Source organism: Cecembia calidifontis (genome assembly GCF_004216715.1).
In the GTDB taxonomy this organism is placed as follows: Bacteria; Bacteroidota; Bacteroidia; order Cytophagales; family Cyclobacteriaceae; genus Cecembia_A; species Cecembia_A calidifontis.
Map to the genome: position 1 here is coordinate 1,018,567 of NZ_SGXG01000001.1, position 20,495 is coordinate 1,039,061.

General features: G+C 37.1%; 15 protein-coding genes. 14 read left to right on the forward strand and 1 reads right to left on the reverse strand.

Going from position 1 to position 20,495, the window contains the following annotated elements; translation table 11 throughout:
- Positions 1-174 precede the first annotated feature (174 nt).
- From BC751_RS04360 to BC751_RS04375, 4 genes are all read left to right on the forward strand, one after another.
- Positions 175-849 carry a type II restriction-modification system restriction endonuclease gene (locus BC751_RS04360; protein WP_130274489.1) on the forward strand — a complete coding sequence of 225 codons (675 nt, stop codon included), beginning with the start codon at positions 175-177 and terminating at the stop codon, positions 847-849.
- Positions 849-2,672, forward strand: coding sequence for a DNA methyltransferase family protein (locus BC751_RS04365; RefSeq protein WP_130274490.1), 1,824 nt, complete (start codon positions 849-851; stop codon positions 2,670-2,672). Before BC751_RS04360 ends, BC751_RS04365 begins: the two co-directional genes overlap by 1 nt.
- Before the next feature lie 283 nt (positions 2,673-2,955).
- Positions 2,956-3,174 carry a helix-turn-helix domain-containing protein gene (locus tag BC751_RS04370; RefSeq protein WP_130274491.1) on the forward strand — a complete coding sequence of 73 codons (219 nt, stop codon included), beginning with the start codon at positions 2,956-2,958 and terminating at the stop codon, positions 3,172-3,174.
- 2 nt (positions 3,175-3,176) lie between these two features.
- Positions 3,177-3,878, forward strand: coding sequence for a hypothetical protein (locus BC751_RS04375; protein ID WP_130274492.1), 702 nt, complete (start codon positions 3,177-3,179; stop codon positions 3,876-3,878).
- On the opposite strand, the gene BC751_RS04380 is transcribed toward BC751_RS04375, so the two are convergent.
- Positions 3,865-5,601 (reverse strand): Eco57I restriction-modification methylase domain-containing protein, encoded by a 1,737-nt coding sequence (locus tag BC751_RS04380; RefSeq protein WP_165389795.1) that lies wholly within the window; start codon positions 5,599-5,601, stop codon positions 3,865-3,867. The genes BC751_RS04375 and BC751_RS04380 overlap by 14 nt on opposite strands.
- A 324-nt stretch (positions 5,602-5,925) precedes the next feature.
- Between BC751_RS04380 and BC751_RS04385 the strand changes: the two genes are divergently transcribed.
- From BC751_RS04385 to BC751_RS04430, 10 genes are all read left to right on the forward strand, one after another.
- On the forward strand, positions 5,926-6,600 hold the full coding sequence (locus BC751_RS04385) for a response regulator transcription factor (protein ID WP_130274494.1): 675 nt from the start codon (positions 5,926-5,928) through the stop codon (positions 6,598-6,600).
- Entirely contained in the window at positions 6,597-7,883 is a 1,287-nt protein-coding gene (locus BC751_RS04390; RefSeq protein WP_130274495.1) for a sensor histidine kinase, read from the forward strand. The genes BC751_RS04385 and BC751_RS04390 overlap by 4 nt, the downstream gene beginning before the upstream one ends.
- Before the next feature lie 66 nt (positions 7,884-7,949).
- Complete coding sequence (omp85, locus tag BC751_RS04395; protein ID WP_130274496.1) at positions 7,950-9,338, forward strand: Omp85 family outer membrane protein; 1,389 nt, start codon at positions 7,950-7,952, stop codon at positions 9,336-9,338.
- Between the two features lie 407 nt (positions 9,339-9,745).
- On the forward strand, positions 9,746-10,756 hold the full coding sequence (locus tag BC751_RS04400) for an IS30 family transposase (RefSeq protein ID WP_130273814.1): 1,011 nt from the start codon (positions 9,746-9,748) through the stop codon (positions 10,754-10,756).
- Between the two features lie 73 nt (positions 10,757-10,829).
- Complete coding sequence (locus BC751_RS04405) at positions 10,830-11,303, forward strand: hypothetical protein (protein WP_130274497.1); 474 nt, start codon at positions 10,830-10,832, stop codon at positions 11,301-11,303.
- Between the two features lie 7 nt (positions 11,304-11,310).
- Positions 11,311-13,716 (forward strand): S8 family serine peptidase, encoded by a 2,406-nt coding sequence (locus BC751_RS04410; protein ID WP_165389796.1) that lies wholly within the window; start codon positions 11,311-11,313, stop codon positions 13,714-13,716.
- Between the two features lie 599 nt (positions 13,717-14,315).
- Positions 14,316-14,915 (forward strand): TetR/AcrR family transcriptional regulator, encoded by a 600-nt coding sequence (locus tag BC751_RS04415; protein WP_130274499.1) that lies wholly within the window; start codon positions 14,316-14,318, stop codon positions 14,913-14,915.
- A 94-nt stretch (positions 14,916-15,009) separates the two neighbouring features.
- Positions 15,010-16,038, forward strand: coding sequence for an efflux RND transporter periplasmic adaptor subunit (locus tag BC751_RS04420; protein WP_130274500.1), 1,029 nt, complete (start codon positions 15,010-15,012; stop codon positions 16,036-16,038).
- 2 nt (positions 16,039-16,040) lie between these two features.
- The gene (locus BC751_RS04425; RefSeq protein WP_130274501.1) at positions 16,041-19,112 is read left to right on the forward strand and encodes an efflux RND transporter permease subunit; all 3,072 of its coding nucleotides are present in this window, start codon (positions 16,041-16,043) and stop codon (positions 19,110-19,112) included.
- Between the two features lie 10 nt (positions 19,113-19,122).
- Positions 19,123-20,472, forward strand: a complete 1,350-nt coding sequence (locus BC751_RS04430) for a TolC family protein (protein ID WP_130274502.1) — start codon at positions 19,123-19,125, stop codon at positions 20,470-20,472.
- Positions 20,473-20,495: the final 23 nt, after the last annotated feature.

Genomic DNA, 20,495 nt, shown 5'->3' on the forward strand with positions numbered 1-20,495 from the left:
TGCTAAAAATCCCCGCCTTCGGCAATACCCAAAACGTTGTGCGTAATGCTTTCGAAACAACGCACCACGACAGGCAAGACGGATTGACAACAGAATTTGTGTAAAACTTACAGACCTGACTGGACGACCAAGCCGTATAAAATATTAACTTAGCGACATACATTTTTGGCTGTAATGAAAGAAAAATTAACGATAAAAAAACTCATTGAAGAAGCCCACACTTTTTGTGTGGCTGAATCAAAACATAAAAACAAAGAACTTTATGGAGTAACTGACGGCAAAGCCGTTGGCACACACATTGAACACAAATTCAAAAAGCATTTAGATGATAAATACAATCTGACTATTGGTTCATCTGCAAGTGGTATTGACTTGCCTTCTGACGACATACAAACTGATATTAAGGTAACTTCAATCAAGCAACCTCAATCATCTTGCCCGTTCAAGGACGCAAAGCAAAAAATATTTGGGCTTGGCTATAATCTTTTGGTTTTTGTTTACGACAAAACAGACGACCCAAAAACAAAAACAGCAAACCTAAACTTTGTTAGTTGTTCATTTGTTGCAAAAGAAAGAACCGCAGATTACACAACAACTTTCCGCTTGCGGGAAATGGTAAAAGACAAAGCCAATGAAGCTGACATTATTGCCTATCTTCAAGACAAAAATATTCCGGCTGACGAGATTACTCTTTCTCAATTAGCAAAACAGATTTTAACAAGTCCGCCCGAACAAGGCTATCTGACTATCTCTAATGCTTTACAATGGCGATTACAATATCAGCGTATTGTTGATTTAAGCGAGAATGTAAAGGGAATTACCAAAATCGTTCATAAAAAGAAAAATTGATGAAAATATTTGAAGCAAATATTCCACATCAAGTAGCAGACTTGCTTAATAAAAAGCTAAGTCGAGTTAATCTTTTTGAAACTGCCAATGAAAAATTAGTTGATGCCTTCGGCATCAATAATTTCTTTGGTAGTCAGGAAGAATATGAAGTTTTCAAAGATGCAATTTCATCAACACAGAATATTGCAGCTGAACCTGACCGCACCGAATATGGCGACTTTCAGACCAACCAAAATTTGGCAAAAGCTGTTACACATTTTCTTAAAACTCAGAAAAAAGTAAACCCCAAACTTGTTATTGAGCCAACTTGCGGGAGAGGGAACTTCATCGTTGCTGCACTTTCATCATTCAATCATATAGAAACAATTATTGGAGTTGAAATATACAAGCCATACACTTGGGAGACAAAGTTCAATATCATAGATTTTTATATTTCAAACCCAAATGAACGCAAACCTAAAATCGAAATTTTTCACTTCAATGTGTTTGATTTTGATTTTGGTTCACTTGTAAGTAAATCCAAAGACGAAATTTTGGTTTTGGGAAATCCGCCTTGGGTTACAAATGCTAAATTGAGTAGTTTGGAGTCAAGCAATTTGCCTCAAAAATCAAACTTTAAAAAGCATAGTGGTTTTGATGCTATTACTGGAAAAGGAAACTTTGACATTGGCGAATACATCACACTTATGATGTTTGATGCTTTCCAAAATTCAAAAGGACATTTGGCTTTTTTAGTAAAAAATTCGGTAATTAAAAATGTAGTGTTTGACCAACACCAAAGGAAATACAATATTTCAGACCTTGAAAAACTAACCATTGACAGTAAAAAGGAATTTGATGTTTCAGTTGAAGCCGCTTTGCTTTTTTGCAAACTAAATTCTAAACCTGAATACACTTGTAAAGAATTTGATTTTAACCAACCGTCAAAAATTGTAAAAGAATTTGGTTGGGTTGCGGACAAGTTTGTTTCCAACACAAACTTGTATCGTCATAGTTTTGATATTGACGGAGTTTGCCCGTTTGAGTGGCGACAAGGTATCAAACACGACTTGTCAGCCATAATGGAGTTAGAACGTGTAAACGGACATTTTGTGAATGGAAAACAAGAAGAAATAAAACTTGAAGAAGACTTGATTTTTGGAGTGCTTAAAAGTTCCGACTTGAAACAAACTGTAATCAACCAACCAAGAAAATTTACAATAATCACACAGAAAAAAGTTGGACAAGATACTTCTTTCATCAAGCAGAAATATCCTAAGACATTTGGATATTTGCATTCTCACAAAGCGTATTTCGACCAAAGAAAATCAAGCATTTACAACAATAAACCCGACTTCTCAATATTTGGAATTGGCGAATACTCTTTTTCGCCATACAAAGTTGCAATTTCAGGACTTTACAAAACTTTTACTTTCAGTCTAATTTTACCATTAGACGAAAAGCCCTTGATGCTTGACGATACTTGTTATTTGTTGGGCTTCGACAACATCGAATTTGCGACTTACACAACCATACTTTTAAATTCTGACAAGACAAAAGAATTACTGCAAGCCATTACATTTTCAGATGCTAAACGGACTTTCACGAAAGACATTTTAATGCGAATTGACCTTTACAAATTGGCAACACAATTTTCAGACTTGGCTTTACAGACAGAAATCAATTCAATAAATAAAAATTACAACTTGCAGGTTTCACTTGATAAATGGGACGACTTTTTACAAACATTAAAACCAAAAGAATTAGCCAAACAAATGGACATTTTCGCATTGACGGAAGAAGAAGCACTACGCACAACAGCAGTTTGGCGAAATGGCGGGTGACGTTCTTTTATGGCAGTTTTGTGCTTAACCAAAGTGCAGTTCTTCGATTGAACATCTGAGCTAAAAATCCGCCACTTCGCCAAGCTGCAAACCGTTACAGGCAAGCGTAGGACGACAGTGCTAATATCAAAGGCAACGACAAATCCTAAATTTCTGAAATCATAAAAGCAATTTTTCTTATTGACTTTAGACCAAGCCCACCCACCACCCAAATTAACAAGAAAACTCACAGCTATACTTATAGTCCGTTGTACGATAAACTACAAAGTTGAATCTTTGCAATGTGGACATAAGAGTAAAAATTGGACAACGTCTTCGAGAACTAAGAACCAAAAAAGGACTTAGTCAAGAAAAGTTTGCTTTTACTTGCGACCTTGATAGAACTTATATCGCAAGTATTGAACAGGGCAAAAGAAATGTATCTGTTGCCAATATTGAAAAAATTGCAACTGCGTTAGATATGTCCATTTACGAATTTTTTAAATCAGATTTATTCAAGTAACAATGGACATCAAAGACTTTGAAAGAAAAATATTAAACGAACTTAAAGCAGTTGTAGAAACAATTCTTGACAAGAACCAAGAACCAAATATTTCTGCAAAATCAAGAGCAGGTGCAGAAATAAGTTCATTACTTGAAGAGCAGTTTGTAGCCGAAACAGCCAACCATCAGTATTTTAAAAAGTCTGTTGCCTCACCAGCAGGTGCAACCAAAAATCCTTGGGATGCAATGACTTATTTTAATATCAATGGACACGAAGAATTGATATGGATTGACTTTAAAGCAGTAAAAATTTCGAGTGCTGACAGCAATCCAGATATCGGAACACCAGACAAAATAATTGACCTTATATATAGTGGCTTCTTCTACTTGGCTTACGTTTTCGTTTACTATGAAGAAACTCAAAATGGATTGAAATTCGTAAAAAATGCTGACAGCGAATTTGTAAAAATCTATTTTCTGAAAGATATAAGTTCAACTTTCAGAAGAAACCCCAAAAATCAACTACAAGTAAATATTTCAGCAAAACCAGAAGAAAGAAGTAGAGAAGATTTTATAAATGTTCTTTTTGAGAAAATTGAAGAAAGTCATAAAAGACAAATTGAAATTTCTACCAAAGCATTAGAAAAACTTGCAGAAGGAAATACAAAAGCAAAACTGATTGAAATAAATAAGCAATCTGAAGATAAAATCAAAAATCTTTGATACTTGTTAAAACAGTTTCAATTTCATCTCTTGTTAATCCATAATAGTTATTAATTAAATCGTTCATCCTGACTGTTAATTCATTTTTGTTTGACGGACTTTCATAAAGTTTTTTCGTTAAATCAGTGAATTGTTTTTGCAAGGACTTGTTCATTGGAATATAGATTGTTCCTAAATCAGAAATCTTTATTTGTGGCTGCTTACCTTGTGAAAAGCGAATTATATTCATTTGTTGAGCATAGTAAGTCACCAAATCCGTATTTAACCAACCGCATAAAAAATAAAGAAAATCAATAGTTTCATCTGTATTATTTCTAAAAGAAAAAACATAAAGGCTATTGTTAGCAGAACTTTTATTCAAATCAAGAGTTGCAATTATTTCTTTTGCTGATTGGCGAATGTAAATTTTAGGATTTTCATAAATTGCTGTTTCACCCAAACCAATTCTTTTTTTATTCTTTACCCCAGCCTTTTCTAATTCTTGCTTTAGTTTCTCATTTATTTCATCTTGCAAAGGCTTGTTGTAATAGAAATATTTAGAGAAGCTTAGTTCACCGAACTTTTCCGATAACGCTTTAGAGCCTTGATAATAAGGGAATATAAGATTTTCATTTGTTTCAGGTTTATAACTGAAAGTAAATTTATCTTCCATATCAAGCAACATTACACAAGTCCGTAAATTCTTATTAGGGAAAAGCTGTAAAATGGTTTTATCTTTCTTAGAATTAATCTTGTCAATTATATTTTTTGAAACACTACAGCCATTATATCTAAACTTGTACTCATCATCTTTATTAAACCAACTTGATTGTAAAACATCATACGATTTTTGTGTTTTCCAATCTATGATTTTCACTCGATTATTTTTGTTGTTATTGTTTTTAGTTATTTTTAAAATAACTTGACCGCTTGCAACATCGAAATCTTTAATATTAACCTGCAACTCGTTAATAATTGTTTGCTCTAAAAGAAACTTACGTGTGTAAACGTAGGCTGTTTCAAAAAATGAAACATCAATTATGAAACTTAATTTACCATCTTGTTTAAGCAAATCCAATGAATGTTCAATAAAGAGCATCACCAAATTAAGTTTACCGTTTTTCACATAATCTGGAAACTGCTCATAATTTCTGAGGTAATTAACTCTTTGCTCCTCATTCTCCTTTTTATCTCTACGACCATAAAGCGTTACATATGGCGGATTACCAATTATAAAATCAAAAGAGCCATACAAATCAGAAAATGGTGTAGGAGTCAAGTCATCAAATAAACCTTTGGGTGCTTTTTTGTCCGTAAAGTCCCAATTAATCGCATTAAATGAACCTTTAAATTTTTCGCCAAAAAGGAATAAATAAAATGCTGAAATATTGTCAATCGTTTTTTTCACCATTAAACTATCAACATCAACGAAGAATAAATTTCTTTCAATGAAATTTGAAATCAATAATTCGTCAGGATATTTTTCATAAATCCTAGCAATTAATCTAAGGAGAAAAATTCCCTGACCGCAAGAAGGCTCAAGTATTTTTTTGTGAAATACATCAGCATCAATTTCAATTACATCTAAAAGTTTATCAATTGTAGAAATTGAATTAGTAAAGAAAACTCCGTTTTGTTTTCGGCTTCCTCCATTGAGTTTTTGTTCAAAAACGGTCTGACCTGAAACTTTCATTTCAAGGAACTTCAAGACATCGTTCTGACTTTTTTGAACTTTTACAGACATATCGGACTCTATTTTCATTACGCTGACAAAGATACAAATGATACTTATAATCTACAAGCAAACTTATGAACAATTTCAAAAAAACAACGAAAGACAAGAACGCCAGCCTGTAACAGCGGTTTTGCAAAAGCGGGGGTGCAGTGCTTCGGTTGACAGTTTTTTCGTATAATTGAAGTGCGGTTTTTCAAATGAACGGTAGTGCTAAAAAGCCCCGCCTTCGCAAAGCCGCCAAACGTTAGGTGCAAGCCTAAAGAACGACACCATCGAGACAAACCGACAACCAAATTCAAAATTTCTACAAAATTGAAATGGTAACTTTGACGAATGAAAATACTGATTATAGAAGACGAAAACGAACTTGCCGACAGCATCTCCGAATATCTTTCGGAAGAAAACTATTTGTGTGAGTTTGCCCGAACGTATAATCAAGCATTGGAGAAAATCGAATCATTTCATTACGACTGCATCTTATTAGACATTATGTTGCCAGACGGCAACGGAATGAATATTTTAGAAGAACTCAAAAGACAAGACAAACAAGACGGAGTAATTATTATTTCTGCAAAAAACGCATTAGACGACAAAATAAAAGGACTTCAAATTGGTGCAGACGACTACTTGACAAAGCCTTTTCATCTTTCTGAATTAGCAGCAAGAATTTACTCGGTTATCCGAAGAAAACAATTCGGAAATTCAAATACCGTTCGACAAAATGAATTAGAAATAGACTTGCTTGCAAAGACTATTTCAGTTCATAATCAACCTGTTATTCTAACCAAAAAAGAATTTGATTTATTGCTCTACTTTGTCGGAAATAAAAACAGAGTAATTTCAAAAAGCACCTTAGCTGAACATCTTTCAGGTGATTTTGCAGATATGTTAGACAATCACGATTTTGTTTACGCTCATATCAAAAACTTAAAAAAGAAATTGAGTGAAGCTGGATGCGAAAGTTATTTAAAGACTGTTTACGGAACAGGTTATAAATGGGAAGGATGAATAGATTACTAAACAAATCGCTTAAATCATTCACCATTTACGCACTTATTGTATTAGCGGCAAGTGTTCCTGCATACCTTTATTTGGTTGATAGCATTTGGCTTCGTGAATTGGACGAGCATAATGAAATTGTTGCTGACAGAACGGAAAACGAACTCAATAAATTACAACTGTCTGAAATTGAATTAAATCAAAGCATATTACTTTGGAACAAAATTCAACCCGGAACCAACCTCCAAAAGACCACTTTAGAAAAAAACAGAAAAGACAGCACCTACACAGTATCAAGAAAAAACCCCTATGTAACTCACCAAGATATTGACCGATTTCGGGGGCTTTCGAGAGTGATTGAAATAAATGGAGAATATTATTTACTCACCGTAGAAACCAATGTTGAAGAAACCGAAGAAACGGTCGTTGCAATAGCTGTTCTGACCTTTTTGTTTTTTCTGATTATGGTTGTCGGCTTTCTGATTCTAAACAGACGATTATCCGTAAAACTATGGCAACCTTTTAAAAATACTTTGGCGAAGTTGAAAGCATTTAATCTCAATTCACAAAGCAATATTTCGTTTGAAAAATCAACTATCCTTGAGTTTGAAGAATTGAATGTGGCTTTGAATAAATTAATCGAACACACGGTTTCGGTTTACAAATCGCAAAAAGAATTTACAGAAAATGCATCTCACGAATTGCAAACTCCTTTGGCAATCATCAAAAACAAATTGGACATACTGCTGCAAAAAGAAGCTTTAACAGACAGGCAGTACCAAATTATTGAAGACATAAATAAAGCATTGACAAGGGTTTCACGCATCAACAAAAATCTATTGTTGCTTGCCAAAATAGAAAACCATCAGTTTGATGATAGTGAAACAATAAATTTGAGCGAATTGACCACAGAATGTATAGAGCAATTGCAAGAACATTTTTCAAACAAAGACCTGAACCTAAAATCATCAATAGACGAAGATTGTGTGGTAACAGGAAATAGTATTTTGATTGAAATTCTCATCAACAATCTATTGCTCAACTCAATTAGGCATAATTTACTAAAAGGAACAGTTGAAGTTAAGTTGAGCAAATCGGGCTTTATTATTAGCAATTCAGGAAGGACTGCATTGGAGCAAGAACAGCTTTTCAAACGGTTTAAAAAAACTTCTGACGAAAGCTTAGGAAGTGGACTTGGATTGGCTATAGTTGAGCAAATCTGCAAAAGACATCAATGGAAAATTACCTATGAATTTCAGCAGGACACACACACTTTTAAAATCAGCTTCTAGGGCAATTCAAAATTTCTTCTAAATCGCTTCGGAGTTTTGCAGGGTAACTTAAAATTTATCCAATTTATGAAGCGTAGTATAGCAACTCTGTTTATTCTGTTTTCAATCACAATTGTAAAGGCACAAGAAAAAGACAGTCTTTCATTCATCAAATCGAAAAGAATGTCTGATGCCGACCTTGAAAAAAAGAAAGAAGGAACATTTATCACAGGCATTCCAGACTTTTCTTCTGACCCAGTTACAGGTTTTGGATTTGGTGCAAGAACAAATATTTATTGGAATGGCAACCGAGAAAACCCTTTGTTTCCTTACACGCCCTACCTAATGAAACTGACGGCCAATGCGGCTTATTACACTTCAAATGCAAGAGAATTAATTTTAAAATTGGATGTCCCCTACTACAAAGGAACACGTTGGAGATTTAAAGTGGACTTCAAAGCACAACAAAATCCAGCCAACCTTTATTTTGGACTAACTGAATCTACGCTCGGTCAACTTCGCTTACCTTCTGACGAAAACACAACTTTTTCAACTTATCGAGAATTTGACAGAGCGAGAAAAATAGTAAGAACAGGTGGAGTTGGAGAAGCTGATTTTGTAACAGATGCACTCTCAAACCGATTTAGGGAAACCGAATATATGCTCAACCTTAAAGCCGATTATGCACTTGGAAATGGTAAGTGGCGGATAATGGGTGGTTATGAAATACAGCATTTGAGCTACGCCACTTTTGAAGGAATGGAAGCGGATGCAATTGACCCAATTACAGGACAAAACACGACCGCTCCAAACGGAATTTCACTTTTAAGACGTGATTTTGAAAACGGTTTAATTTCGGGCGTTGACGGTGGTTGGGTTTCCATTATTCAAACAGCGTTGATTTTTGACACAAGAGATTTTGAACCCGACCCTACAAAAGGTTATTACTTTGAAGTAGCGAATGAATATTCAAGTAAATACATAGGTTCACAGTTTGATTTTGACAAACTTTTCATTCAAGGACGAGCCTATCAGAAAATACCAGTTGGAAAAAGGACAGTTTTAGCAGGTAGGTTTGGAGTGGGAAATATATTTGGAAACAATGCCCCGTTTTTTGAATTTCAAGACCAATGGAGTCCCGAAGGAAGTATCAACGCATTAGGTGGCAGACAATCATTGCGTGGCTATCGAGCAAACCGTTTTTTGGCTCGTTCAATGTGGTTTACTAATGTAGAATTGAGAGTAAGACTTGCAGAAACAAAATTAGGAAAACAAAGATTTGCGTTTGGAGTAGCACCATTCTTTGATGCAGGAACAGTAAGAGACCGTTGGCAAGAATTAAACTTTAAAAATATTAAAACTTCCTATGGGGGTGGACTAAGAATTGCTTGGAATCAATCCACCATTTTATCGTTTGACTATGGACGTTCAAAAGAAGACAGACTGTTTTACTTTGGCATTGGACAAGCATTTTAGACTTCAAAACGACAGACTTAAAGATAAAAAAAGTATCTTAGTCGGACGAAAAACAAGAAGGCCAGCACCTAACAGCGGTTTGGCGTAATGGCGGGTTCAGTACTTCGTATGACAGTTTTGTGGTAGGTTCAAGTGCAGTTCTTCGATTGAAATTTTGTGCTAAAAATCCGCCACTACGCCAAGCCGCAAAACGTTATGCACAATTCCGCTGGACAGATACGGTGCTTCGAAAATTGGCACTTTTGCTTGCCGCGCATTCCCACGCGACACCAAAGCAAGCAAAAGAGCCAAAAATATGGACAAAATCTATAAAATCCTATATTCAAGTCATAAATGCAACACTAAGGGTTTAAGGGAAGGAACCTAGGTTCCTTCCCTTAGGCTGAAAATATTAATTTAGTGTTGTCATGAATAAATTTAAACATCTCAGCCAGGAACAAAGGTACCAAATAGAGGCTTTATTTAGAAACGGAACTTCCCAGACCAAAATCGCTGCGATTATCGGTGTCAACAAAAGTACTGTATCCAGAGAACTTCAAAGAAATACCGGCAAGAGGGGCCGTTATAGCGGTGAATATAAGGCTGCAGTTGCCCAGAACCGTACAGACGAAAGACATAGACTCAAGAGAAAGCGAATCAAATTTACCGAGTCCCTTAAAGAAGAGGCCCGCAAATTCCTTGTTGTTGACAAATTGAGCCCAGAGCTAATATCGGTCACCTGGAAGAAACAAGGTAAAGAAGGGGTTTGTCATGAGACACTCTACAACTGGATATTTACTGCCAAAAAAAGTAGCCATTGGAGATACCGAAGGGACAGGGAGCTTTACAAGAATCTCCGGCATGGTAAAAGAAAGCGTAAGAGAGGTAATTACAGGCATACCAGAGGAATTATCAGGGAGAGAGTTCCAATTGACCAAAGGCCTCCTGTAGTTGAAAAAAGACAAAGGATAGGAGATATTGAAGTAGACCTTATGATGGGGAAAAACCACAAATCAGCTCTTTTGGTACTGGTGGACAGGGCAACCTTGGTTACTACCATAGAGAAACTTGATGGTAAAAATGCAGATATCATTGAACAGAAAATAGCAAAGAGAATACAGAGAATTGGTGCTTCGTTCTTCAAATCAATCACTTTCGATAATGATATGGCATTCGCAAACCATTATAAAATCAGAGATAAATTCAATATCCCAACATTCTTTACAAGACCATACACTTCACAGGATAAAGGAACAGTGGAAAACAGAATCGGACTTATCAGGGCTTTCCTGCCAAAGGGTACTGACCTCAATCAAATCTCTCGGGAACAGATCCAAAATATAGAAACCAAAATCAATAACAGGCCAATAAGAAAGTTTAATTATCTTAGTCCTATCGAATGTCTAATGAAAAAATTAGGCGTTGCATTTATGACTTGAACATGGCAATTTTCTAAATTTCATAATCCAACTATTCTTTCACAATGAGTGTCAAACAACTAAAATTAGTACCATGAAAACCATACTTAATCTCGTTGTAAGTCTATTATTATTGGCAAATATAGGTGGCTGTGACGATGACGCAGGAATCCAAACTTGCGAAGGTGACAATGCACAACAGGTACAAACCTACTACAATGATGAGTTTCGTGACATTCCCTGTAGTCTTCAAAATATTAATACAAACGACAAAGTGGTAAATCTAGTGATAAAGACGCAAGCCGACTACGAGAAATATTTTATTTGCAGCTTCCAACCGCCTGTTGTTGACTTTGATAAATATTTCATCCTCGCTGGACGTTACCGACATCACCAATGTGCGGTATTTGATAGTCAGCAAACATTAATTTGTGAAAACAAGCTGTACTATAAAGTAAGAATGCTTGAACAGATCTGCGCTGCCTTTACTAATGTACATTATTTTGCTGTCATTGATAGACAGTATGAAAACCTACCCGTTGTATTCGAGGTTAAATTCTCAAATTAATACGATTATGAAAAGGTCATTCTTCATTGCGCTCCTTTTGCTTGGCTCAATCATTGCAAACGCACAGGAGTATTATTATTGGGCTAACGGAGAAAAGTACTTTTTAGAACTGTATGCAGAGAAGCAATACATTTTAATCCAAGGGCAAAATAAAATTGCAATAGCAAAAGAATTGGAAGTATCAGAGCAAAGTATTTCGGAGCTTAAACCGATTATCCTTAGCAGTACAATTAATAATGATAGAGCTAGCAAGCCCGTAGAAAGCAATCAATATTGGGCTTTTGTTAATAGCACAATCGACAAAGCGAAAGTCGAATCATCTGGTATTGTTTATGCCGCACCCTCATTTCTAGTAAATGGTAAAGAGATTGGCTTGTCACAATACTTTTATGTAAAACTAAGAAAAGAAAAGGATATAGAAATTTTAGAATCCTTGGCAAGAGACAACCAAGTGGAAATCATTGGGAATGACAGTTTCATGCCTTTATGGTACATTCTTTCATGTGATAAAAATTCTAAGGGTAATGCACTGGAAATGGCTAATCTTTTTTATGAACTAGGGTATTTCGATTCTGCTGAACCTGACTTAATGGAGGATTTTTTAATGGGTTGCACAAATGATCCATTGTTTGCTCAACAGTGGCACTTAAATAATACCGGACAGGCTGGCGGAACTGTTGGTAATGACATTAGAGCTTGCCAAGCATGGAATATAACTACGGGATGCGCTAACATAGTAGTTGCAGTTTTAGACCATGGTTTAGAGTTTAATCATCCGGATTTTAATAATATTAGTCCGATAAGTTTTGATACTGAAAATGGTACGCCTCCAAGTGTTGTAAGAGGAAATCATGGGGTGGCTGTTGCGGGAGTAATTGGCGCTACACGAAATAATACTTTAGGTGTATCGGGTGTGTCACCTGATGTACAATTGATGTCAATAAGCAATAATTTGGTTCTGGCACCCCTGTTAAGTCAAAGACTCGCTAACGGAATTAATTTTGCTTGGCAAAATGGAGCAGCGATAATTAATAATAGCTGGGGGAGTAATGCCATTGAACAACAAGGGCTGATTAATGATGCTATAAATAATGCAGTAACTCAAGGTAGAGGTGGTTTGGGTACGATCGTGATTTGTATTACTCATAATCAAAGTACCAGTTCAATCGCTTTTCCCTCTAATAATCCACAAACAATAGCAGTTGGTGCTATAAATCGAACCCCAAGTCGTGCAAGCTTTTCAAATTATGGAACCGGGATAGACGTTGTAGCACCGGGTGTAAGTATAAGCACAACAGATAGGCAGGGAGCTTTAGGTTACAATCAAACTGCTGGGCCTAATGGTGACTATACGTCTGTTGACGGAACGTCTTTTGCCGCACCTCAAGTTGCTGGTATAGCTGCTTTAATTCTTTCTGTAAACCCTGCTTTGACTTTACAACAAGTTCGTAATGCAATTGAAAGTTCAACGGATAAAGTCGGAAATTATACATATACCCTCGGTGCCGGTGAACAACCTAATCTAACATGGAATAATCAAATGGGATACGGTAGAGTAAATGCATTCCGGGCGCTTCAAACTGCATTCCCAATTACGGGGCCTAATTTGATCTGCACTAATGGCACATATAACCTTCAAAACCAACCTGCCGGCACGACTATCACATGGAGCAGCAGCAATCCAAATGGATTAGCTATTAATCCCACTACAGGCGTAGCAACACGACAAAATAATTTCAGTGGCCCGATTACATTAACGGCAACAATCAATGGTGGGTGTGCGCCAGTTAACCTTACAAGAAACATATGGGTTGGTAATCCAGGAGCTTCCGTCAGTACATTAATTTACCCTGTAGGTTTACGTGGAGTTAATCCCGTTACTCTGAATGCTAGCGCGATTTATCAATTCCGTGTTGATCAAGTAGAGGGTTTTCCGACATCATGGACCTGGATTTTGCCACAGGGATTTTCATTTTATAGTGGTAGCACTACATCCACACCATATATAATGACAAGTTCATCATATGGAAATTATACTATGCATTGTCGCGTCAATAATGCTTGTGGATTTAGCTATACAAATAGTTTGGACATCATTCTTCAGTCAGGTGGCGGTGGTACTCCACTCCGTGTCCGGAATGATTCTGAAGAGGCTGTTTCTGAAGAAGTAAATAGCTTGGAGGTACAAATAAATAAGAATCCTTATCCAAACCCAGCTACTGACGCTTTCAATATAGAAGTGGAAGAGTTAAGTATTCTGACATTAACGGGCTCAACAGGACAAAAAATACTTTCAGTTTCAGGTGTTGGTAAAATTACAATTCTAGTTGCTGATCTATCCAATGGAATTTATTTTCTGAGCATTACAAACGGAAGTGCTATCGTAAGACATAAGGTCTTGATTCAACGTTAGAAATAAAACATCAACGACTTTCACTTACGACCCATTTGGACTCCTAAAGGCGGATACCGACTTAAAGAAAGATATGTGCTTCGAACCGCAGCACCAATGTCAAAGCCGCGCGCCTTCAACCCACTTCCAAAGCTTTGGCATCCGTGCTGCTTGTAGCGGACAGTTGCGGCACATGTGCATAACATCGTGTTTATGCCAGCTGCGGGTGACACTCTGATATGTAGTTTTGTTTTATTAATTTCGTTTGTCCATTAGGGACAATGACGGATTCGAAAGCCGCAGCCGTCATAAACACTGAACGTTAGCGGTAATGGCAGGACAACCCACACCGACAAGCGGACACCCGACCAAACGACACAGACCGACACGAGAAAAAATAAAAAACCCAACGCACAGGAAAGGATTTTTTTTGACCTAACGCATTTGGCACATTTGGTTTTGCCCGACACACAAGCCAACGCTTCGCAAAACCAAAAGAGCCAAGCCCACCCACCACCCAACAATTCGGATTTGACAGATTTTTTTTAGAAAAAAAAACTTGCACAATATAAAAAGTGTTTTTACATTTGCAGACCAAAATACGTTTTTAGTCAGTAAGTATGAAAGAAAAAAAAGACGAACTAATTGTTCAAGACATAATAAATGGTGCTAAAAAGCTAATGCAGCAGTATGGTTTGAAAAAAACCACAATGGAAGATATTGCCAAAGCTGCGGGCAAAAGCAAAAGCACCTTATATTATTATTTCAAAGACAAAGAAGAAATATTTGACAGGGTTATCAACCTTGAAATAGACGAGTTTTTCCAAACAGTAAAAATTACCGTTAATAAACAGGCAGATGCAATCAGTATGCTGAAAGCATACATTGTAACAAAAGTCAAAACATTAAGGGATAAGACCAACCTGTATAGCTTTGCGATTGAAAATGATTTGCAGGGGCGGATTAATAAAGAGTTTACCAATCTGCGAAACAGGTACGACAATGAAGAAAGGAAACTGATAGGTTCTATTTTGACAAAAGGTGTTGAAAGTAAATTATTCACAAATGAAATCACACCTGAAATAGATACATTAAGCGAACTTTTAGTAAGCTGCATTAGAGGTGTAGAAATGGACATCATTGCACATAACAAGAATAAGGCTTTAGCAGATAAAGCAGACTTGTTGGTTGAAATCCTTATAAAAGGTATCGGCAGATAACCTACAACAAATATGCTTTTCGGAGCATTTTTTTTGAGCCAAAAAACGACCAAAAAACGTATTTAGTCAAATAGTAAAGTTAAAAAACAAAATAATGAACAGGATAAATCATTTAGCATTAGCGGTAATACTTGTGTTGGCAAGTTGTACGCACAAAGAAAATAAACCAACCGCAGAAAATAGCGGTGCATTCAATGTACAGGCAGAACAGCCGATAAATTACAATGGGCTTATACAGTTGGGGTATTCGGGTGTGGTAGAAGCACAAAAAACAACGGCTTTGAGTTTTGCTACGATGGGTACAATCACAGAAATATTTGTTGATGAGGGGCAGGCAGTAACCAAAGGGCAATTGTTAGCAAAAGTAGATGCTTCCAATGCCCAAAATGCCTATCAGATTGCAGCAGCTAAATTACAACAGGCAGAAGATGCTTACCATAGGCTGAAACCAATGAAAGAAAACGGCACACTTCCCGAAATAAAATGGGTGGAAGCAGAAACAGGAGTATCACAGGCAAAATCTGCCGTAGCCATTGCTAAAAAAAATATCAGCGATTGCAACCTGTACGCACCTGTAAGCGGTGTAATTGGCAAAAGAAATGTGCAAGCGGGTATGAATGTAGTGCCTACAACAACCGTTTTGGAATTGCTGAACATACAATCGGTGTATGTTAAAATACCTGTTTCGGAAAATGAAATAAGCCTGTTTAAGAAAGGCGAAACCGCACAAATCACTATCAACGCCATTGATAAAACAGTTACAGGAACGATAAAGGAAATTGGCGTTACGGCTGATATTTTATCGCATACCTACCCTGTAAAAATTGAAGTACAAAATACCACAGGCGACATAAAGCCCGGTATGATTTGTTCCGTTCAAACCGTTGCACAAGATAAGCGTTCCGGTTTGTTGGTTTCCAATAAAGCCCTGCAAAAAGACGTAAACGGCAGTCAGTTCATCTATGTTGAGGAAAACGGTAAGGCAGTAAAAATTGCTGTACAAACCATTGCCCTGATTGACAACAAAATGTTGATACAAGGCGAAGTACCACAAAATGCAAACATCATCACTTCGGGGCAACAAAAACTAAGTAACGGCACACCTGTAAAAATCATCAACTAATTATGACAACCAAAAATTTCAATATCATAGAATTGGCTATGAAGCATAAGCAAATAGCCATTATCATTACATCTATTTTTGTGTTATTTGGCGTGTTTGCTTTATGGGTAATGCCAAGAAATGAATTTCCTGAATTTACCATTCGTCAAGGCTTAATCATCGGTGTTTACCCCGGTGCAACATCTGCACAGGTCGAAGAACAATTAACCACCAAAGTAGAAAGTTTTTTGTATGGATTTGAAGAAGTAAACAGGGAAAAAACCTATTCCATTTCCAAAGAGGGTATGTTGATTGTATTTGTAGAAGTCAATAACAATGTAAAAGACCCTGATGCCTTTTGGGATAAAATAAAATTCGGGCTTAATAATGTGAAAGCAGAATTACCGCCACAGGTTTTAGCCCTGATAGCCAATAATGACTTTGGTAATACATCAGCCATTTTGCTTACGGTACAATCGGATAGTAAGACTTACAAGGAACTTGACCGTGAACTGAAAGTTATTGAAACGGAATTGCGAAAAATAAAAGCCGTTTCCAAAGTAAAACATTTTGGTTTGACACAAGAGCAAATTACCATTTACCCCGACAACGATAAATTAGCTTATTATGCTGTAAAACCAATGAGTGTTTTGATTGCAGCACAGTTAGAGGGTGCTGTATATTATGGCGGGGAGTTAGATAATGCGGAGCAAATTACACCGATACATATTCCTGCCTCTTACAATACCGAAGAAGATATAAAAAATCAAATCGTTTATACCGACCCCACAGGTAACGTTATCCGTGTAAAAGACGTAGCCCGTGTAGTAAGAGAATATCCCAAGCCTGATGCTTATATCAAAAACAACGGTACAAACAGTTTGCTCATTTCTTTGGAAATGCAACCCGGCAACAACATTGTTGCCTTTGGTAAAACAGTGGACGAAACGTTGCAATCGCTAAAAAGTAAAATTTCGCCTGATGTGCAAGTGGCAAAAATTGCCGATATGCCGCAAGCTGTCGGGCATTCCATTACACACTTCCTGAAAGAATTTTGCATTGCCATTATAGCGGTTATCATTGTTACAATGCTGTTGCTGCCTTTCCGTGTAGCAGCCGTTGCGGGAGCAACTATTCCGATTTCTATTTTCATAACCATTGGTATTTTATATGCGTTGGGTGTGGAACTGCATACCGTATCATTGGCAGGGTTGATTGTCGTGTTGGGTATGGTGGTGGACAATGCCATTGTGGTTTTGGACGGACACATTGAAAAATTAGACCACGGTGAAACACCGTGGAATGCAGCCTGGAAAAGTGCCAAAGAATTGTTTGTTCCTGTTTTTTCTGCAACATTGGCTATTATAGCAACTTATGTTCCATTGGTATTTTTCCTTGACGGAATGGTGGGCGACTTTGTCGGTTCGTTACCTATAACCATTGGTGTAGCTTTAATTGCTTCGTTGCTGATTGCCTGTTTGCTTGTTCCGTATATGAGTTATGTGTTCATCAAAAAAGGAATTAAAAAAGAACAGGACAAACCAAAGAAAAAATCGTTATTGGATTGGGTGCAGAGAATGTATGACAGCACATTGGAATGGGCGTTTCGTATTCCTAAAACAACCATTCTGTTAGGCGTTGTTTCGGTTGCATTAGGTGGATTAATCCTTGCCTTAGTTCCACGTCAGTTATTCCCAAAGGTGGACAGAAACCAATTTGCAGTAGAAATTTATTTGCCAGAGGGCAGTACGTTGGAGCAAACTGCTTTTGTTTCCGATAGTTTGGAACAAATGCTGATGAAAGACAAGCGGGTATTAAATGTAGCAGCATTTATAGGCACAAGTTCGCCACGTTTCCACACTACTTACGCCCCTAATTTTCCGTCAAAAAATTATGCCCAATTAGTCGTGAACACCCAAACGGCTGATGATGCACCTGCTATTTTGGAAGAATACGAAACCAAGTACCGAAATCTTTTTCCGAACGCTTATGTGCGGATGAAACAATTAGACCTGTTGAGTACCACAGCACCCATTGAAGTGCGTATCAGTGGCGATAATTTAGATACCATTAAAACATTGGCACAGCAGGTAAAAACCGTAATGGAAAAAAATGAAAACATTATTTGGGCAAGAACAGATTACTTAAATCCACGACAAGGAATAAGCATACAGATAAACGATGAAACCGCAAACCGATTGGGATTAACCAAAGGTGTAGTAGCTACATCATTGGCAGCAGGTTTATCGGGTTTGCCAATCGGTACAATTTGGGAGGGCGACTATCCGATAAGTATTAAGCTGATGAACGAGCCTCAACAAAAAAACAGCTTTGACGACATCGGCAATCAAAATGTAACATCGCCATTAACAGGGGCTACCGTTCCTGTACGACAGATAGCAACGAAAATAACCAATGATTGGAGCGAGGGGCAAATTATCCGGAGAAACGGAACAAGGACTATTACCGTTCGTGCCGATGTAAAACGTGGTGTATTGCCTTACAAAGTGCTGTCCGATTTAAAAACAGAAATCAAAAAACTGCACAAAGATGAACAAGTTACTTTATCGTATGGCGGGGAAGAAGAAAGCGAAGTAGAAAACTATATCCCATTGGCTAAGGCTTTGTTTGCAGGTGTTTTGCTTATCTTCTTTATCCTGTTGTTTCAATTCAAAAATCCAAAATTGGTTTTCCTGGTGATGATGACAATGCCGTTAAGTTTTTTGGGTGCAGCATTGGGATTAGTTATTACAGGCTATCCGTTTGGTTTAACTTCTTTCTTAGGCATTATGAGCCTTATGGGGATTGTTGTCCGCAATGGTATTATCCTCATTGATTATGCGGAAGAATTGAGAAGTAAAAACGGAATGTCGCTTTCCAATGCAGCCATAGCAGCAGGAAAACGCAGAATGCGACCAATATTTCTCACCTCATTTGCGGCTGCCGTTGGTGTTGTGCCAATGATAGTAAGCGGCTCTACCCTTTGGGGACCGCTTGGTGCGGTCGTGTGTTTCGGGTTATTGGTATCAATGATACTCACCCTGTATATGCTACCTGTAATGTATCAGCAATTATTTAAAAAAAATCACGCTTAAAAATCAAAAGATGAAAAAAATAACAATAATCATTGTTGCTTTGATTACATCGGCGGCAGCATACAGCCAAACCGCATTAACGTTGGAACAAAGCAAATCACTTGCTTTAAAAAACAACAAAGCATTGCAAAACAGTGCTTTGGAAATAGAAGCAGCACATCAGGTAAAGAAAACCGCATTTACAAACTATTTCCCGAAAGTGAGTGCTAATGTTTTGGGGTTTCAGGCTATCAATCCATTAATTGAATATAAAATGGAGGGTGGAAACTTACCTGTATATGACGGCAATCCCGCTAATCTTGGCACAGCTACGCAATTCGCTTATTTCCCCGGAATGGAATTGAGTATGCTTCAACGTTCAGCAATAGGCATTTTAAATATCGCACAGCCCATTTATGCAGGTGGAAAAATAAGCACAGGAAACAAATTGGCAGCCCTTAATGTAGATGTGAAAGAAAAGCAGCAACAACTGACTGAAAACGAAATATTACTTAAAACCGAACAGCAGTATTGGCAGTTAATTTCCTTGCAGGAAAAACAAAACACGTTGGAAAAATACGAACTGTTGTTAAACGATGTTCGCAAACAGGTAGATGATGCTTTCAAATCAGGGTTGATTATTAAAAACGATGTACTGAAAGTGCAAATCAAACAAAGCGAATTAGAAGCCAATAAAAACAAATTGCTGAACGGAAAGAAATTAGCGACAATGCAATTCTGCCAAACCATAGGGATACCTTATGACAGCACATTGGTATTGCAGGAAGTAATTGATATAAGCCAAAGCCCTTACCAATATTACACCGACAACCAAAACGCATTAACCCAAAGAACGGAGTACCAGCTTTTGGAAAAATCGGTAGAAGCCACACAACTACAAACTAAAATGAAAACAGGCGACTATATGCCCACCGTTGCCGTTGGATTGGCAGGTTATCATATCAATATGTTGGAAAAAGGAGTGAATAATTATACCAATGGATTGGCTTATGTGTCGGTTTCCATTCCAATATCCGATTGGTGGGGCGGAAGCTATGCCATTAAAGAACAGAAAATAAAACAACGAATTGCAGAAAACACATTTGAGGACACCAAAGGTTTATTAAACCTGCAAATGGAAAAGGCTTGGACTGATGTAAACGAAGCGTGGAAGCAAATAGCCATTATGAAAGAAACAGCCATACAAGCCGAAGAAAATTTAAAAGTAAGTAAAACAGGTTATGAAAGCGGTATAGTAACATTATCCGATTTGTTGGAAGCACAGGCATTAGTTACCGAAACAGCCGATAAGCTGACAGATGCACAAACACAATACAAGTTGGCGGTTACTACTTATTTGCAAGTAACGGGGAGAAAATAACATGACTTGTCCTGAAATAGGTT

Excerpts from the sequence above, each read along its gene's own strand:
- BC751_RS04410 (WP_165389796.1), top strand. The coding sequence starts at position 11,311 with ATGAAAAGGTCATTCTTCATTGCGCTCCTTTTGCTTGGCTCAATCATT.
- BC751_RS04415 (WP_130274499.1), top strand. The coding sequence starts at position 14,316 with ATGAAAGAAAAAAAAGACGAACTAATTGTTCAAGACATAATAAATGGT.
- omp85 (WP_130274496.1), top strand. The coding sequence starts at position 7,950 with ATGAAGCGTAGTATAGCAACTCTGTTTATTCTGTTTTCAATCACAATT.
- BC751_RS04405 (WP_130274497.1), top strand. The coding sequence starts at position 10,830 with ATGAAAACCATACTTAATCTCGTTGTAAGTCTATTATTATTGGCAAAT.
- BC751_RS04400 (WP_130273814.1), top strand. The coding sequence starts at position 9,746 with ATGAATAAATTTAAACATCTCAGCCAGGAACAAAGGTACCAAATAGAG.
- BC751_RS04385 (WP_130274494.1), top strand. The coding sequence starts at position 5,926 with ATGAAAATACTGATTATAGAAGACGAAAACGAACTTGCCGACAGCATC.
- BC751_RS04375 (WP_130274492.1), top strand. The coding sequence starts at position 3,177 with ATGGACATCAAAGACTTTGAAAGAAAAATATTAAACGAACTTAAAGCA.
- BC751_RS04425 (WP_130274501.1), top strand. The coding sequence starts at position 16,041 with ATGACAACCAAAAATTTCAATATCATAGAATTGGCTATGAAGCATAAG.
- BC751_RS04390 (WP_130274495.1), top strand. The coding sequence starts at position 6,597 with ATGAATAGATTACTAAACAAATCGCTTAAATCATTCACCATTTACGCA.
- BC751_RS04420 (WP_130274500.1), top strand. The coding sequence starts at position 15,010 with ATGAACAGGATAAATCATTTAGCATTAGCGGTAATACTTGTGTTGGCA.
- BC751_RS04380 (WP_165389795.1), bottom strand. The coding sequence starts at position 5,601 with ATGTCTGTAAAAGTTCAAAAAAGTCAGAACGATGTCTTGAAGTTCCTT.
- BC751_RS04365 (WP_130274490.1), top strand. The coding sequence starts at position 849 with ATGAAAATATTTGAAGCAAATATTCCACATCAAGTAGCAGACTTGCTT.
- BC751_RS04360 (WP_130274489.1), top strand. The coding sequence starts at position 175 with ATGAAAGAAAAATTAACGATAAAAAAACTCATTGAAGAAGCCCACACT.
- BC751_RS04430 (WP_130274502.1), top strand. The coding sequence starts at position 19,123 with ATGAAAAAAATAACAATAATCATTGTTGCTTTGATTACATCGGCGGCA.